The organism is Aeromonas sp. V90_14, assembly GCF_029967615.1.
Taxonomy (GTDB): domain Bacteria; phylum Pseudomonadota; class Gammaproteobacteria; order Enterobacterales; family Aeromonadaceae; genus Aeromonas; species Aeromonas hydrophila.
In genome coordinates this window covers 1-15,840 of the sequence record NZ_JASCAS010000008.1, presented here as the reverse complement: position 1 = coordinate 15,840, position 15,840 = coordinate 1, and the positions used below count along the sequence as shown (strand labels likewise).

The window sequence follows — 15,840 nt, the reverse complement described above, 5'->3', positions numbered from 1 at the left end:
TGTATGGCCCGCAGCGTTGGCAAGGCTGGCGAGGCAGCCGACCAACAGCCGCCGCCGGCACGCCCAGTGCTATTTCAGATAGTGACCGTAGGCTCTGTCATCGATGGTGGTGGTGAACAGATCCACATCCAGACAGCAGGGCTCCACCCCGGAGGCAGACAGGCCGTTGAGCTGCAAGCGGCCGGTCAGATAGTCGGAGGGCATCCGCAGCGGATAGGCGCACTGCAATAATTTTTTCGCCCCGGCCAGGGTCAGCACATACCCAGCGGTAGAGAGCACTCCTCGCTTGGAGGAGCTGCTGGGCGCCAGGTATCTGGCAAGCCGGTAGCCACCGGGCAGGGATGACAGGAATGGCCAACGTTTGGCTTTGCCATGATGCAGGAAGACGATCTCGGACTGGCAGGCGTGCACTATCGTCTCGATGATCGCCTTGCTGTGCATGTGCAGGTAGATGTCATCTTCAAGCACCACACAGCGTTCAATACCCTCGGCGACAATGCGCTCATAAACTCGAATATGGCTCATGGCGCAGCCAATCTCGCCAAAACTCAGTTCATGGCCACACACTTCTTTGGCCAGCTCCAAATCCACCTTGGCCAGCTCGGCATTGCTCAGCGCCTTCCCGTCTGTTGCATCTACAAACTCGAAATCTATGCCCAGATGCGCCATCTGCTGAACAACCATCGCCCGTCGCTCAACGCTGCGAGCCAAACTGATGACAAAAACCGGAATCATGACGTGCGGGTATCCTTTTTAGACTCATGGGCAAACCAGATGAAAACCAGGCTGAGCGTGTACAGATAGAGCACCCCTTGATGCTCAAACGGCACATCGCTTAGGGAGTTAATGGCAAACGCGAGGGGAACCAGCACACCCGCAGAAATCCTGCTTATATTGTTCGCCGCCAGATAGAGCGGCAGGCCAAGAAAGATCACCAGTGCAATAAATCCTATGCTGCCGCGAACGACCAGATTCTGCATATATTGATTATGGGCATGAGTTAGTACTGGGTTCAGAATTGACGCAGGGACTAATTCATTCCTAACTTGGCTTAGCTTCAATGCGTCGAAGCCATCCGTGCCCACCCCTGCCACAGGTGAATCCAAAAATCCCAGCCAGGCACTCTGCCAGGCAATGACGCGCAAGCCCCATGATGAGTCGTACGAACCTTTTTCTGCCGAGTTGAGATCCGAGACTGCCTCTGCGACCCGAACCTGAACCAGCTGGTTGGTCTGATAGATGGCGCCCGTCGTGGCCATGCAAAGCACGGCGACAGCAATATATTTCCAGGGTTTGAAGTAGGCCTTGTAACAGATGACGTAGGCAAGAATGACCCCGAAGGCGAGCCAGACCCCCCGGCTCTGGGAGAGATACAGCGCAAACAGGGCCGCAATCAAGCCAAACAGGCTCCCCCCCCTCAACCATCCAGGCAACTGTTTTTGCTGGAAGACAAACCAGTTGAGGATGGCCAGCGTCAGCGCAGCCTGCGAGAAGAGGATCGCGTTGGTAAACCCTTCCACCCTGGCAATGCCGTGCTGGTATTGCCAGATGCTGAGAATGCCCAATCCCATCCCGCCCAACACGATGGCCAGATAACCCAGCACCAACAGGATCGGCTTGCGCGGCATCATCAGCGCAAAGACGACGACATAAAACAGCCCGCGCATGACTCCGTATTGATCACCGTGGATCAACCGGTTGACGAAGATCATGGCGGCATAGACCAGCAGCCCCCAGAGAATGCGACGGTCTTTGAGCCCCACATCCCGTTGTTTGCCAACAAAGTAATTCAACAAACCGAATATGCCTGTCACGGCCAGCAGATTGGATTGAATACTCTGGCCGAAAGGGGCCAGAAACAGGCCGCAAAAGGAGAACAGGATAGTCAGCGCAAACAGGGCTGTGGTTGTTCTATCGAGCAAGGCAAGGCTTTTGCTGAGCATCAATCAAGACTTCCTGAAGACATAGTTACCCCGGATTTTGCGCCACAGGCCAAAAACATCGGTACGAGGGAAAATGGCAATGCGGCGGATCCGGAAAGGGTCCTGGTGCATGGCTCTGGGCCCGCTGTTGGTGGCAACCGCAAAACGGTAACCCGCCGCCATTGCCTGCGCCTTTGCGCTCTCATCCATATCCCCATAAGGGTAGGCGAACGACAGCAGAGGGTGGCCGAGCAGGGCTTCAAGTTGTCGTTTGTTCTCTTGGATTTCATGAGCTTGCTGCTCGGGCGCAAGTTTGCTCAACCTGGGATGGGTCAGGGTATGCCCGCCGATCTCCACATGGCCGGAGGCCGCCAGCGCCTTGAGCTGATCGCCATTCATCAGGTCCACCCGGGTGTCCGGATTGCTCGCATGCTCCACATCCCAGCGGTTATACCCTTCCCCCGTGACCACGTATACCACCGCTTTGTAACCATATTTTTCCAGCAGCGGCAGCATGCGGGTCAGGTTGTCCTGATAGCCGTCGTCGGCGGTGATCATCAGGTATTTCTTGCCGTACTGCAGCCGGTGAATGAAGCCCTTGTCCGCCAGATCGCGGAACGTCAGGGTCTCATAGCCCAGCCACTTCAGCAGGCGCAGGTGCTTCTCGAACATGGCGATCGGCATCCAGGTGCCGTGTACCCCCTTCTCGCTGTCATGCTCGATGAAGCGGTGGTACATGATAACCGGCATCTCGCGGCGCAGGGTCTCGACCACCGCATCCTGATAGATGGATTCCAGGTCGGCGACCACTCCCGCCAACCCATATTCGGCCTGAATGCGCTGACGAATTGTGGCTGAAATGGTGCCACTGGCCAGGGCCGGGGCAATCTGCGCCTTCAGTGCGGCAAAATCGATCGCCAGGTCCTGGGGGCCGATATCACCGAAGTTGCTGGCCAGCGCCTCGTCCAGATTGTGCTCGGTCACCAGGCCAATGGCCTTCGCCTCACCGATGGCAAAGGCGGGACGACCGCAGAGCAGGGCCTCCATCGCCACCCGACCGGCACCGATCACAAGATCGCATTGCGCCATCAGCGCAGGGACATCTTCCACATAACCGACGAAATCGACCCGCTCCTGAAAACGCTGGAAACGCGCCGGCAGCTGGCTGCCGCTCACCACCTTCACCTGGCAGGCGTCCAGATCCAGCACCTCATCCAGCAACCGATAGCAGAGCTCACCCTTGGGGCCGCTCAGCCGGCCTACGATGGCGATCACCGGCCTGGCATTGGTCGGGGCAGGCACTGGCTGGAACTTGTCGGTTTCGATGCCGTTGCGCAGCACCTGCACGATGGCCGGGTCAACGCCAAGGTTGTCGATGATCTGGTAGGCGATATCCTCGCAAACGGCAACCGCCCTAAACCCAAGGGCATGGAAGGCCTTGCGGGAGGCATGCACCGGCTGGCGGCCGTGCACCGTGGTGATCATGGGGGTGCCGGTCAGCTTGCAGGCCACATAGCTGCTCCAGCCGGAGGCGCGGGAGTGGGCATGCACCAGCTGGATATGGTGTTTCTTGATCAGGTAGACGAGATAAAACACGTGCCAGAAGCGGCGCAGAATGCTGCGCTTGTTGAATCGCAGCTTGAACACCTCACCCAGAGTGGGCTTGGTCAAGGTGTCCGATACGTAGAAAACCTGGTGGCCACGCCGGGTCAGTTCGTTACCGACCGTGGTGGCATAGACCTCAGCGCCCGTCACTTCGAGCTGGGAGAGTGCCATCAATATGTTCATTGCGTGGTTACCCGGTAGAAACTGAGAAAAACCGTGACAAACAACAGCGCCGGAAGCAGGTATGGCCTGCTTCCGGCTTGTCTGCACATGGCTGTGTAAAACTCACCCGTTAACGGTTGAGCCACGCCATATAATCCGCGACCCCTTCGGCCACGGTTTTGAACTCGGCGTCATAACCGACGCCGCGCAGCTTGGTCATGTCTGCCTGGGTGAAGCTCTGATAGTGGCCCTTGAGGTGATCCGGGAAGGGAATGTACTCGATGGCACCCTTCTGATGATGCTTGATCACCGCTTCGGCCACGTTCTGGAACGGTTCGGCCCGGCCGGTACCGCAGTTGAAGATGCCGGAGTGCTGCGGATTCTGCCAGAACCAGAGGTTCACCTTGCAGACGTCATCCACATAGATGAAATCGCGCATCTGGCCGCCGTTGGGGAAGCCGTCGCAGCCTTCGAACAGCTTGGGATTCTCGCCCTTCTTCACCTGAGTATTGAGGTGGAAGGCAACCGAGGCCATGGAGCCCTTGTGCTGCTCGCGCGGGCCATAGACGTTGAAGTACTTGAGACCGACTACCTGGGAGTTGATCTCCGGCATCCAGCGACGCACGTACTGGTCGAACAGCTGCTTGGAGTAGCCGTAGACGTTGAGCGGCTGCTCGAACTTCGGATCTTCGATGAAGTTGTCGTTGCGCCCGCCATAGGTGGCGGCAGAGGAGGCGTAGATGAACGGAATTTCCCGCTCGATGCAGTAGTGGAACAGATCCTTGGAGTACTCGTAGTTGACCTCCATGATGAACTTGCCGTTCCACTCTGTGGTGGCGGAGCAGGCGCCTTCGTGGAAGATCACCTCGATGCCGCCATCCCACTCTTCAAATTCGTCGCCGGAGACGATCCGCGCCTGGAACTCATCCTTATCCATGTAATCGGCAATGGTCAGATCGACCAGATTGACGAACTTGGTGCCGTCGGTCAGGTCATCGATGACCACCACATCGGTCCGTCCTTGAGCGTTCAGCTGCTTGACCAGATTGCTGCCGATAAAGCCAGCACCGCCAGTTACTACGATCATGGAGTTTGCCTCGCGTACGTTGATGGCCACGTGTGACTGCCTGTTAAAGCTGTGTATAGTGAGCCAATTTGAAATTGCCGAAAAGTTTATCACGGGCCGCAAGGGGATTCGACCTTGACGATTTCACCGGCCAGGGGCCCGGCAGAGGGAACAGCGATGAAAACCAGAGACAGGATCATTCACAGCGCCACCGAGCTGTTCAACGATCAGGGTGAGCGCAACATCACCACCAACCACATTGCCGCTCATCTGGGCATCAGCCCGGGCAACCTCTATTACCACTTCCGCAATAAAGAAGACATCATCCACTCCATCTTCGACCAGTACGCCCGCCACCTGAGCGAGAGCTTCACGCTGGCGCGCAGCGACGAGATCAAGCTGGAAAACCTGATGGGCTATCTGGATGCCATCTTCTATCTGATGTGGCAGTTCCGCTTCTTCTACGCCAATCTGCCGGACATCCTCAGCCGCGATGAGCCGCTGCAGCAAAAATACCTCAAGGCCCAGGAGCAGTTGCGCGCCGCCGTGGTGGCCCTGCTCAGAAGCCTGCGCGAGGGCGGCATCATAAATGTCAGCGACGAGGATCTGCCGGATCTGGGCCAGACCATCAAGATGGTGGTCACCTGCTGGATCCCGTTCCAGATTGCCCAGGCCCCCAACACCCGCATCACCAAGCCGTTGCTCTATCAGGGCGTCTTGCGGGTACTGTTCCTGCTGCGCCCCTATGTGCAGCCCCAGGTGGCCGACCAGATCCGCCAGCTGGAACAGCACTATCGTCAACTGGCCCAACCAGCCGGGTGAGATCTGTTTCACAATTGTTGAATGTCAGCACAATCATTTGAATTCACCGCAACAGATTGCAGTAAAATACTGCCCATTGTTGATAATCAGCTGAAATAGCCAATAAGGATCGAGGATGTCTAACGGATTCTATCGTCACCTGACCGAGCAGCTTGAGCAGGTGCAGGCTGAAGGGTTGTACAAGCAGGAGCGCGTCATCACCTCGGCCCAGCAGGCCCGGATTGCGGTGGGCGGCGAGCAGGTGCTGAACTTCTGTGCCAACAACTATCTGGGGCTGGCCAACCACCCTGACCTGATCGCAGCGGCTCATCAGGGGCTGGACAGCCACGGCTTCGGCATGGCCTCGGTCCGTTTCATCTGCGGCACCCAGGATCAGCACAAGGAGCTGGAGCAGAAGATGTCTGCCTTCCTGGGCACCGAAGACACCATCCTTTACTCCTCCTGCTTCGATGCCAATGGCGGTCTGTTCGAAACCCTGTTCGGTGCCGAAGACGCCATCATCTCCGATGCCCTCAACCACGCCTCCATCATCGACGGGGTCCGGCTGTGCAAGGCCAAGCGCTATCGCTACGCCAACAACGACATGGCCGAGCTGGAAGCCCAGCTCAAGCAGGCTGACGCCGACGGCGCCCGCTTCAAGCTGATCGCCACCGACGGCGTCTTCTCTATGGATGGCGTCATTGCCGACCTCAAATCCATCTGCGATCTGGCCGACAAGTACGACGCCCTGGTGATGGTGGACGACTCCCACGCCGTCGGCTTCATCGGCGAGAACGGCCGCGGCACCCACGAATACTGTGGCGTGATGGACAGGGTCGACATCATCACCGGCACCTTGGGCAAGGCGCTTGGCGGCGCCTCCGGTGGCTACACCTCCGGCAAGAAGGAGGTGATCGACTGGTTGCGCCAGCGCTCCCGCCCCTATCTCTTCTCCAACTCGCTGGCCCCCTCCATCGTCGCCGCCACCATCAAGGTGATCGACATGCTGGCCGAAGGGCATGCGCTGCGCTCCAGCCTCAAGGAGAACAGCCAATACTTCCGCGAGCGGATGAGCGCCGCCGGTTTCACCCTGGCCGGGGCCGATCACGCCATCATTCCGGTGATGCTGGGTGACGCCAAACTGGCCGCCGAGATGGCAAGCCGCATGCTGGCTGCCGGCATCTACGTGGTGGGCTTCTCCTTCCCGGTCGTGCCCAAGGGCCAGGCCCGCATCCGCACCCAGATGTCCGCTGCCCACACCCGTGAGCAACTGGACAAGGCCATCGATGCCTTCATTCGCATCGGCCACGAACTCGACATCATCTGATTTGAATCAAGGGGCCTGGCGCCCCTTCTTTCTGCATTCATCGTGAAGGAACAACCATGAAAGCGCTCTCCAAACTGCACAAAGAAGTCGGCATCTGGATGACGGACGTACCGGCCCCCGAACTCGGCCACAACGACCTGCTGATCAAGATCCGCAAGACCGCCATCTGTGGCACCGACATCCATATCTACAACTGGGACGAGTGGTCACAGAAGACCATCCCGGTGCCCATGGTGGTCGGCCACGAATACGTCGGGGAAGTGGTCGCCATCGGCCAGGAAGTGCGCGGCTTCGCGGTCGGAGACCGGGTATCCGGTGAGGGGCACATCACTTGCGGCCACTGCCGCAACTGCCGTGCCGGCCGCACCCACCTGTGCCGCAACACCATAGGTGTCGGCGTCAACCGCCCCGGCGCCTTCGCCGAGTATCTGGTGATCCCGGCCTTCAACGCCTTCAAGCTGCCCGACAACGTCCCCGATGAACTGGCCGCCATCTTCGATCCGTTCGGCAACGCGGTGCACACCGCCCTCTCCTTCGACCTGGTCGGTGAAGACGTGCTGATCACTGGCGCCGGCCCCATCGGCATCATGGCCGCCGCCGTCTGCCGCCACGTGGGTGCCCGCCACGTGGTGATCACCGACGTCAACGAATACCGGCTCGAGCTGGCCCGCAAGATGGGCGCCACCCGCGCCGTCAACGTAGCCAAGGAGCAGCTCAGCGACGTGATGAGCGAACTCGGCATGACTGAAGGGTTCGACGTGGGGCTGGAGATGTCCGGCGTGCCCAGCGCCTTCCAGGACATGATCGACAAGATGAACCACGGCGGCAAAATCGCCATGCTCGGCATCCCCCCCGCTACCATGGCCATCGACTGGGGCAAGGTGATCTTCAAGGGACTGTTTATCAAAGGGATCTACGGTCGTGAGATGTTCGAGACCTGGTACAAGATGGCCAGTCTGATCCAGTCCGGGCTGGATCTCTCCCCCATCATCACCCACCGCTTCCACATCGACGACTTCCAGCAAGGGTTCGATGCCATGCGCTCAGGCCAGTCCGGCAAGGTGATCCTCAGCTGGGACAAATAAGCCTTTCGGCCCGCCATGAGATGAAACCCGGTGAAAACCGGGTTTCTTTTTTTCGGGCCGGTCTCGCCAGTTTGTGATCTGACGAAGAAACTTTGCACGCAGAGTGCTTAACACTTCACACACAAGCGTTTAAATGGCTGTAACTATTCGGTTATAATCCAGTCGTTTTCTAGGGATAATAAAAGCCTGCTGGGAGTACATGAGCGTGTTGAAAAAACTGAGCTATTTGCTGGCGGTCGGGATGACGGCCGCCAGTTTGTCCGGCGTGGTGCTTGCTGCCGATGATATGTCACCGGAGGCAATTGCCGAGCGGATCAAGCCTGTCGGTCAAGTCTATACCGCCAAGGATCTGGAAGGGATTGCGACCGCAGGCGCAGCCCCTGCGGCGGCAGCGGCATCTGGTCCGCGCGACGGCGAAGCCGTGTTCAAGGGCGCCTGCTTCGCCTGCCACGATGCTGGCATTGCCGGTGCACCCAAGCGGGGTGACAAGGCCGCCTGGGAACCACGTATCGCCCAAGGCATTGAAACACTTAAGAAACACGCCATTGCCGGCTTCGCAGGCAAGACCGGTGTGATGCCGCCACGAGGAACTTGCGCCACCTGTAGCGATGAAGAGATCGAAAACGCCATTCACTACATGATCGACAAGCTCTAAGTGTTTGAAAGGGCCGCATTTGCGGCCCTTTCAATCTGATGACTTCCGGCTACTCTTTGTAGGGTAGGTAAACCGGGAGTTTCTCATGTCAGCGCAACCAATAGCACCCCATTACTCGACTCCCTTGCTGGCGTTGGTCTCCGCTATTATGGATTTCCCCGCCCCCTCCGCCGCCACTTCCAAAGATTACGACACCCTGATCCAGCAGTTGAACCAGCTCTGTCCGCTGCAGCATTTCGGCATGCTCGGCTTGTCGGAAGCCGGCCTGCAGTGGGTATGCGAATATCAGATCTCTGACAGTTTCAAGTTGCAGCTGGGGCTGGAAGAATCGCGCATCACCGATCAACTGACCCAGCTCGATGAAGCCGATGGCTGGTGCTCGCTGCCGGTCGAACATGGTCAGGTCCAGTGGTTACTGGCCTGCTGCCAGCCCAAGGAGCTGCCAACCCTGCGCCTGTTGCTGGAGTGCCTGGCCAAGCGATTGAACGAGACCCAGGCAGGCTCCCAGCTGTCGGAGCTGGCCTCACCGCTGATCCGCAAAGACCCTGACTGGCAGAAGAAGATAGAGAGCATCAACCGTATCATCCGGCTGGCCAACACTCTGCCCAGTCAGGCGCTGTTCTCCCAGCTCGAGGCAGTCCTGCGCCAGATGCTGGCCATTCAGGACATGTTGCTGGTGCGCATCGACAGCCACCGGCTCGAGAAGATCTATCCGGAGCAGCCCCCCCACAGCGACGAATTCATCACCGGGTTGTGCCACAGCACCAACAACATGGAACAGCACAAGGAGCAGCTCTATTGGTACAGCCAACCGCTGCGCCTTCAACAGCAGTACTTCGCCCACTTTCTCATCAGCCTGCAGCATCCACTGGAAACCGATGACCGGCTGTTTCTCGACTTCCTGCGCAGCCAGCTCACCCTGCTGCTGGAGCTGAGGCGGATCCGCCAGCAGCTGCACGACATCAACTCGGAAGATTCCATCAACCAGCGCCTGCAGCAGCTGCGTCAGACCAACCTCCGGCTGCAAAAGCAGCTCAAGCAGCATCAGGAGCTGGAACGCCGGCTGCAGTTCGACGCCCTGCACGATCCGCTGACCCAGCTGCCCAACCGGGCCCTGCTGATGAATCACCTCAACCATGCCATGACCCACTTTCACCGCTACAAGTCGCCCGGTTTTTCGCTGATCTTCATCGATGTGGACCACTTCAAGCAGGTCAACGACACCCTGGGCCATAGCGCCGGTGACCAGCTGCTCAAGGAGATGAGCCGCCGCCTGCAGACCTGCATTCGGCAAAACGACATGGTGGCCAGGCTGGGCGGGGATGAATTCGTCATCTATCTGGACAACAGCAAGACCGAGGAGGATATCAGCCCGGTGCTCAACCGCATCATCAGCCGCCTCTCCTACCCTTTTCGACTGATGGGCAACGAGCTGGGCATCACGGTCAGTCTGGGGGTAGCCAGCGTATCGGAACAGACTTCCGACATCAGCCAGCTGCTCCATCAGGCCGACTTGGCCATGTATCAGGCCAAACGCAACGGCCGCAGTCGCATCGTCAGCTATTCGGAAGAGTGCTCGGTCCAGACCTGGGCCTCGCCGGAAGAGATGCTGGCAAGAGCATTGCGTGAAGGGCGCATCGTCCCCTATTTCCAGCCGGTGATCCGGCTCAAGGACAGCCGGCTGACCGGGCTGGAGGTGATGGCCCGCTGGATCACCGAAGAGGGAGTGCTCAAGGATGCGTTCGACTTTATCCCGCTGGCGGAGCAGTGCGGTCTCATTCAAGAACTGGATTACCAGATCCTGAGCCACACCTGCCAACAATTGAAGGAGTGGCTGCCGCTGTCAGGTCAGAGCAAGTTCAAGGTGGCCATCAACTTGTCCGGCAAGCATCTGGTCAGTCATGAGCAGATCATGAAGTTGGTTGAAATCATCGAATCCGAGGGGATCGCCCCCGGCTATCTGATCTTCGAGTTCAACGAGCGGGAGCTGTCACGGCAGGACTCCGATGCCCTCACCTCTTTGCACGAATTGAGAGCCAAGGGTATCCAGATAAGTCTTGATGACTTTGGTACCGGGTTTTCGTCCCTCAACGCCCTGTTCCACTTTCCGGTGGACTACATCAAGGTGGATGACAGCTTCACTCATCGCATGCTGCAGTCACCGAAGGATCTCGCCCTCATCCGAGCCATGCGCGACATCTGCCAGGATCTGGACTTCACCCTGGTGGTGGAAGGCATCGAAAATCAGCAACAGCTGCAGAAACTGATCGATCTCGGTTGTCTGATGGGCCAGGGGCGCTATATCTCGCCCCCCATGCCCGGTGCCGATATCACGCCCCTGCTCACCCAGACCAAGAGTGAGCGCGGCTAACCGCCACTCAATCCTTCTTGAATAGCGCTCTCAGGTTGGCGACCCCGACCTGCCCCTTCTGCTGACGCTCCTCGGCCGTCACCTTCTTCTGGTTTTCCCACTCCAGATCATCCTGCGGCAGTTCCAGCAGGAAGCGACTCGGCTCCGGCCGCACCGACTCGCCGTACTGGCGCCGCTCCTTGCAGAGGGTAAAAGTCAGTTCGGTCTGGGCCCGGGTGATGCCCACATAGGCTAGGCGCCGCTCCTCCTCCACGTTGTCTTCATCGATGCTGGTCTGATGGGGCAGCAAGCCCTCCTCCATGCCCACCATATAGACATAGGGAAACTCCAGCCCCTTGGAGGCGTGCAGGGTCATCAGCTGCACCTGGTCAGCCTCGTCCTCTCCCTCGTTGCGCTCCATCATGTCACGCAGGGTGAGCCGGGTAACCACCTGAGCCAGAGTCATCGCTTCCTCCAGCTCATCCCCTTCCAGCATCTCGGTGATCCAGCGGTAAAGGGTGGAGACGTTTTGCATCCGCATCTCTGCCGCCTTCGGGCTGGGAGAGGTCTCATAGAGCCACTCTTCGTAGTGGATCTCCTTGATCATGTCCCGCACCGCCTCCACCGGATTGCCGCGCTGGGCCTGATCGCCGAGCCGCACCAGCCAGTTGGTGAAGGCCTGCAAGGCGGATAGGCCGCGCCCGGAGAGGTGTTGCTCCAGCCCCAGCTCGAAGCTGGCGGCAAACAGGCTCTTGCCGCGCTGGTTGGCATACTGGCCCAGTTTTTCGAGGGTAGTGGGGCCAATCTCGCGGCGCGGCAGGTTGACCACCCGCAGGAAGGCGGTGTCCTCGTCCGGGTTCACCAGCAGCTTGAGGTAGGCCATGATGTCCTTGATCTCGGTACGAGAGAAAAAGGAGGTGCCGCCCGAGATACGGTAGGGAATGCGGTTGGTCATCAGCGCCTTCTCGAAGATGCGCGACTGATGGTTGCCCCGATAGAGGATGGCGTAATCCTTGAACCGGGTGCGGTTCATGAACTTGTGGCCCATCAGCTCGGCGGCGATACGCTCCGCCTCGTGCTCCTCATTCTTGGCAAACAGCACCTTGAGCTTCACCCCTTCATCCAGTTCGGAGAAGAGCGCCTTGTCATAGACGTGGGGGTTGTTGGCGATCAGGATGTTGGCGCACTTGAGGATCCGCCGCTTGGAACGGTAGTTCTGCTCCAGCTTGATGAGTTTGAGGCTGGGAAAATCCTCGTTCAGCAACACCAGGTTCTGCGGCTTGGCACCGCGCCAGGAGTAGATGGACTGGTCATCGTCCCCCACCACGGTAAAACGGGCCCGCTCGCCGACAATCTGCTTCACCAGCTCGTACTGGCTGGTGTTGGTGTCCTGATATTCGTCGACCAGCAGATAACGGATCTTGTTCTGCCAGCGGGTGCGTACCTCCTCGTTGCTCTTGAGCAACAGGGTCGGCATCACGATGAGATCGTCAAAATCCAGCGCGTTGTAGGCCACCATCTGGCGGTGATAGCGCTCATAGAGCTGGGCCAGCAACACTTCTTCCGGGCCGCGGGCGATGCGCATGGCGCGAGCCGGCAGGATGAGGTCGTTCTTCCAGTTGGAGATCTGGCTGATGAGGGCCGAGAGCTTGTCCTTGTCGTTGTCGAGCTCCGCCTCGGTCAGCTCTTTCAGCAGCGCCAGCTGGTCGGTATCGTCAAACAGGGAAAAATTGGCCTTGAGGTTCAGGCTCTTGTGCTCGCGGCGGATGATCTCGAGCCCCAGGGTGTGGAAGGTGGAGACCATCAGCCCCCGTGCCTCCTTGCGACCCAGGGTCTGGCCGACCCGTTCTTTCATCTCCCGCGCGGCCTTGTTGGTGAAGGTGACGGCGGCGATGTTGCGCGCGTTGTAGCCGCACTGCTGTACCAGATAGGCAATCTTGTTGGTGATGACGCGGGTCTTGCCCGATCCGGCACCCGCCAGCACCAGGCAAGGGCCGGAGACAAACTTGACCGCTTCGTTCTGATTGGGGTTGAGCTTCATGGGCCGGATCTCTTGGCTTATGATGAGGGGCGGCATTGTAACAGAGATCCCGCAGGCAGCCGAAACCGCAGGCAATATCCCGCCACTGCGCCTTGTGTTTGACCGCCATTTTCCGGATCATGGCCGACTTTTCCAGATGATATGAGGGGAGCATGAACCAGCAACAGCACGCCCGGCTGCGCAGCCAGTTTCCGGCCTTGGCGCAAGAGGTCAACGGCCACCCTCTGATCTATCTGGATAACGCCGCCACCACCCAGAAACCCCAGGCGGTGCTGGACGCCATCGCGCACTACTATCGGGCTGACAACGCCAACGTGCACCGCGCCGCCCATGCCCTGAGCGGCCGCGCCACCCGAGCTTTCGAGGCCGCCCGCGAGACGGTTGCCCGCTTTATCAATGCGTCTCACAGTCGCGAGGTGATCTGGACCCGTGGCACTACTGAGGCGATCAATCTGGTGGCCCAGAGCTGGGGCATGAGCGAGCTCAAGGCGGGGGACGAAATCATCCTCAGCACCCTGGAGCACCACGCCAACATCGTCCCCTGGCAGCTGATTGCCGAGCGCACCGGCGCCCTTATTCGGGTCATCCCCCTCGATGAGCGGGGTGATCTCGATCTAGCGGCCTATCACGCCATGCTGGGGCCACGCGCCCGGCTGGTGAGCGTGGCCCACGTCTCCAATGCCCTTGGCACCGTCAATCCGGTCAAAGAGATGGTGGCAGCGGCCAAGGCGGTCGGCGCTCTGACCCTGATCGACGGCGCTCAGGCGGTGGCCCACCTCGAGGTGGATGTGCAGGCCATCGGCTGCGACTTCTACGCCTTCTCCGGCCACAAGCTCTATGGCCCGACCGGCATCGGCGTGCTGTGGGGCCGTACCGAACTGCTGGAACGGATGCCGCCCTGGCAAGCGGGGGGCGAGATGATCGACAGAGTCAGCTTCGCCGGCACCACCTTCAATACCCTGCCCTTCAAGTTTGAAGCTGGTACTCCTCATATTGCCGGCGCCATCGGCCTCGCCGCCGCCATCGACTTTGTGATGGCGCAAGACCGGCAATGGCTCGCCAACCATGAGCAGGCACTGACAGACTATCTGGTCGCGGGTCTGCAACAGGTACCAGGGCTGCATCTGGTCGGCGAACCTCGCCGACGCGCCGGCGCCGTCTCCTTCCTGCTGGAGGATATCCACCCGCAGGACGCCGCCACCCTGCTCGACATGCAGGGGATCGCGCTGCGGGTCGGCCATCACTGCGCCATGCCGCTGATGGAATCGCTCGGTATCGGCGGTACCCTGCGCGCCTCGCTGGCCTGCTACAACAATCGGGACGATGTCGACGCCCTGCTGGCCGCCCTGCACAAACTCAGTGACTTCTTCTAAGGCAGACAATCCAATGAACAGCCTCGCAACCTATACCCGGATAGGCGTTGAGCCCGACGCAAATAGTATCCGTCAGCAGTTTGCGGCAGCAAACGGTTGGGAAAACCAGTACCGGCTCATCATCCAGCTCGGCAAACAGCTCCCTGCCCTGCCCGGCGAATGGCAGCAGGAGGCATTTCGCCTCAAGGGGTGTGAAAGCCAGGCCTGGCTGAAGGGGGAGAAAGGCGAGGATGGTAACTGGCACTTTGCTTGCGATTCCGATGCCCGCATCGTGCGGGGCCTTATCGTCATCGTGCTGGCGGCGCTCAACCACCAATCGTCTACGACGATCCAGGCGTTTGATATGGAAGAGTATTTCAGCGAACTGGGGCTTGAGAAACACTTGAGCCCGTCACGAGGTAACGGGCTCAGAGCTATCGTGTTGGCAATCCGGGAGCAGGCCGTCTAACCCGCCTTGTCCAGTGGTCGATCAGGCTTCGCCAATCGATCCTGCCTCTTCATTCCCGGCCTCTCTCGGCACAGGCTCCCCGCTCGGCAATCTTCTTTAATACCCGGGAAGCCGCGACCAAGCCAAAGGTAGCCGTCACCGGCGTCACGGCGCCGAAGCCGGAGGCGCAATCCATCTTCATATTGCCGTCACTGGCCGCCTTGGCCTGACAGGTGCCGCCATTGCCATCCGGATAACTCAGCTGCTCGGTTGAGAAGACACACTCCACCCCGAACTTGCGCGCCGGATTCTTGCTGAAGTTGTGCAGCCGGCGCAGGTCGGAGCGCACCTTGGCGGCCAGCGGGTCCTGGATAGTCTTGGCCAAGTCGGCCACGGTGATCTGGGTCGGATCCATCTGCCCGCCGGCGCCACCCGCCACGATCACCGGGATCTTGTTGCGCTTGCAGAAGGCAATCAGCGCCACCTTGGCCTTGACCGAGTCGATGGCATCCACCACATAGTCAAACTCCCACTTGATATGCTCGGCCAGATTATCGGCGGTGACGAAATCATCCACCTCGATCACTTCGCAATCCGGATTGATGGCACGGATGCGCTCGGCCATCACCTCCGTCTTGAGACGGCCGACCGTCCCATGCATGGCGTGGATCTGGCGATTGGTGTTGGTGATGCAGATATCGTCCATGTCGATCAGAGTGATCTGGTTGATACCGGCCCGGGCCAGCGCCTCGGCCGCCCAGGAGCCGACGCCACCTATCCCGACCACACAGACTTTCGCCTGGCTGAAGGAGCGCAGCGCACTCTGACCATAAAGACGGGCAATGCCCCCGAATCGCTGTAGATACTCTGCTTTCATACCACCACCTTGCTTGAGGGCGGCCATTATAGCGGCAACCTCTCTCAGGGGCGATGGTCGGATGATGACGGTGTGAGGTGAGGGAAAAGGAGTACGGTGTCGGAAACGAAAAAAAGCCCAGTCTTTCGACTGGGCTTCTTAAGTAGTGG

The 15,840-nt window shown here is 59.4% G+C and carries 12 protein-coding genes and 1 pseudogene; 7 read left to right on the top strand and 6 right to left on the bottom strand.

Annotation, left to right across the window (positions count from 1 at the left end; genetic code table 11):
• Positions 1–69: 69 nt before the first annotated feature.
• The 4 genes from QLG02_RS08185 to rfaD all read right to left on the bottom strand — a co-directional run bounded on the left by QLG02_RS08185 (position 70) and on the right by rfaD (position 4,776).
• Complete coding sequence (locus QLG02_RS08185) at positions 70–735, bottom strand: glycosyltransferase family 25 protein (RefSeq protein WP_348994623.1); 666 nt, start codon at positions 733–735, stop codon at positions 70–72.
• Positions 732–1,946 carry an O-antigen ligase family protein gene (locus tag QLG02_RS08180; protein ID WP_282464942.1) on the bottom strand — a complete coding sequence of 405 codons (1,215 nt, stop codon included), beginning with the start codon at positions 1,944–1,946 and terminating at the stop codon, positions 732–734. Before QLG02_RS08180 ends, QLG02_RS08185 begins: the two co-directional genes overlap by 4 nt.
• The gene (locus QLG02_RS08175) at positions 1,947–3,710 is read right to left on the bottom strand and encodes a polysaccharide deacetylase family protein (protein ID WP_282464941.1); all 1,764 of its coding nucleotides are present in this window, start codon (positions 3,708–3,710) and stop codon (positions 1,947–1,949) included.
• Between the two features lie 109 nt (positions 3,711–3,819).
• Positions 3,820–4,776: an ADP-glyceromanno-heptose 6-epimerase gene (gene rfaD, locus QLG02_RS08170; protein WP_029302357.1), complete on the bottom strand. Its 957-nt coding sequence runs from the start codon at positions 4,774–4,776 to the stop codon at positions 3,820–3,822.
• A 156-nt stretch (positions 4,777–4,932) separates the two neighbouring features.
• Between rfaD and QLG02_RS08165 the strand changes: the two genes are divergently transcribed.
• The 5 genes from QLG02_RS08165 to QLG02_RS08145 all read left to right on the top strand — a co-directional run bounded on the left by QLG02_RS08165 (position 4,933) and on the right by QLG02_RS08145 (position 10,994).
• Positions 4,933–5,577: a TetR/AcrR family transcriptional regulator gene (locus QLG02_RS08165; RefSeq protein ID WP_282464940.1), complete on the top strand. Its 645-nt coding sequence runs from the start codon at positions 4,933–4,935 to the stop codon at positions 5,575–5,577.
• Positions 5,578–5,692: 115 nt separating this feature from the next.
• Complete coding sequence (locus QLG02_RS08160; protein ID WP_029302358.1) at positions 5,693–6,883, top strand: glycine C-acetyltransferase; 1,191 nt, start codon at positions 5,693–5,695, stop codon at positions 6,881–6,883.
• Positions 6,884–6,939: 56 nt separating this feature from the next.
• Positions 6,940–7,968 (top strand): L-threonine 3-dehydrogenase, encoded by a 1,029-nt coding sequence (gene tdh / locus QLG02_RS08155; protein ID WP_016352377.1) that lies wholly within the window; start codon positions 6,940–6,942, stop codon positions 7,966–7,968.
• A 199-nt stretch (positions 7,969–8,167) separates the two neighbouring features.
• Complete coding sequence (locus tag QLG02_RS08150) at positions 8,168–8,623, top strand: c-type cytochrome (protein ID WP_024945508.1); 456 nt, start codon at positions 8,168–8,170, stop codon at positions 8,621–8,623.
• Between the two features lie 85 nt (positions 8,624–8,708).
• Positions 8,709–10,994, top strand: coding sequence for an EAL domain-containing protein (locus QLG02_RS08145; protein ID WP_011707890.1), 2,286 nt, complete (start codon positions 8,709–8,711; stop codon positions 10,992–10,994).
• A 7-nt stretch (positions 10,995–11,001) separates the two neighbouring features.
• Here the strand turns inward: QLG02_RS08145 and rep are convergent, their stop codons facing one another.
• Positions 11,002–13,014 (bottom strand): DNA helicase Rep, encoded by a 2,013-nt coding sequence (gene rep / locus QLG02_RS08140; RefSeq protein ID WP_168755201.1) that lies wholly within the window; start codon positions 13,012–13,014, stop codon positions 11,002–11,004.
• Between the two features lie 152 nt (positions 13,015–13,166).
• Here rep and QLG02_RS08135 point away from each other — a divergent pair, with 152 nt between their 5' ends.
• Complete coding sequence (locus QLG02_RS08135; protein ID WP_282464939.1) at positions 13,167–14,387, top strand: cysteine desulfurase; 1,221 nt, start codon at positions 13,167–13,169, stop codon at positions 14,385–14,387.
• 13 nt (positions 14,388–14,400) lie between these two features.
• Positions 14,401–14,835 (top strand): SufE family protein, encoded by a 435-nt coding sequence (locus tag QLG02_RS08130; protein WP_199268953.1) that lies wholly within the window; start codon positions 14,401–14,403, stop codon positions 14,833–14,835.
• Between the two features lie 21 nt (positions 14,836–14,856).
• Here QLG02_RS08130 and tcdA read toward each other — a convergent pair.
• A pseudogene (gene tcdA / locus QLG02_RS08125) lies at positions 14,857–15,691 on the bottom strand (tRNA cyclic N6-threonylcarbamoyladenosine(37) synthase TcdA).
• Between the last annotated feature and the right edge of the window lie 149 nt (positions 15,692–15,840).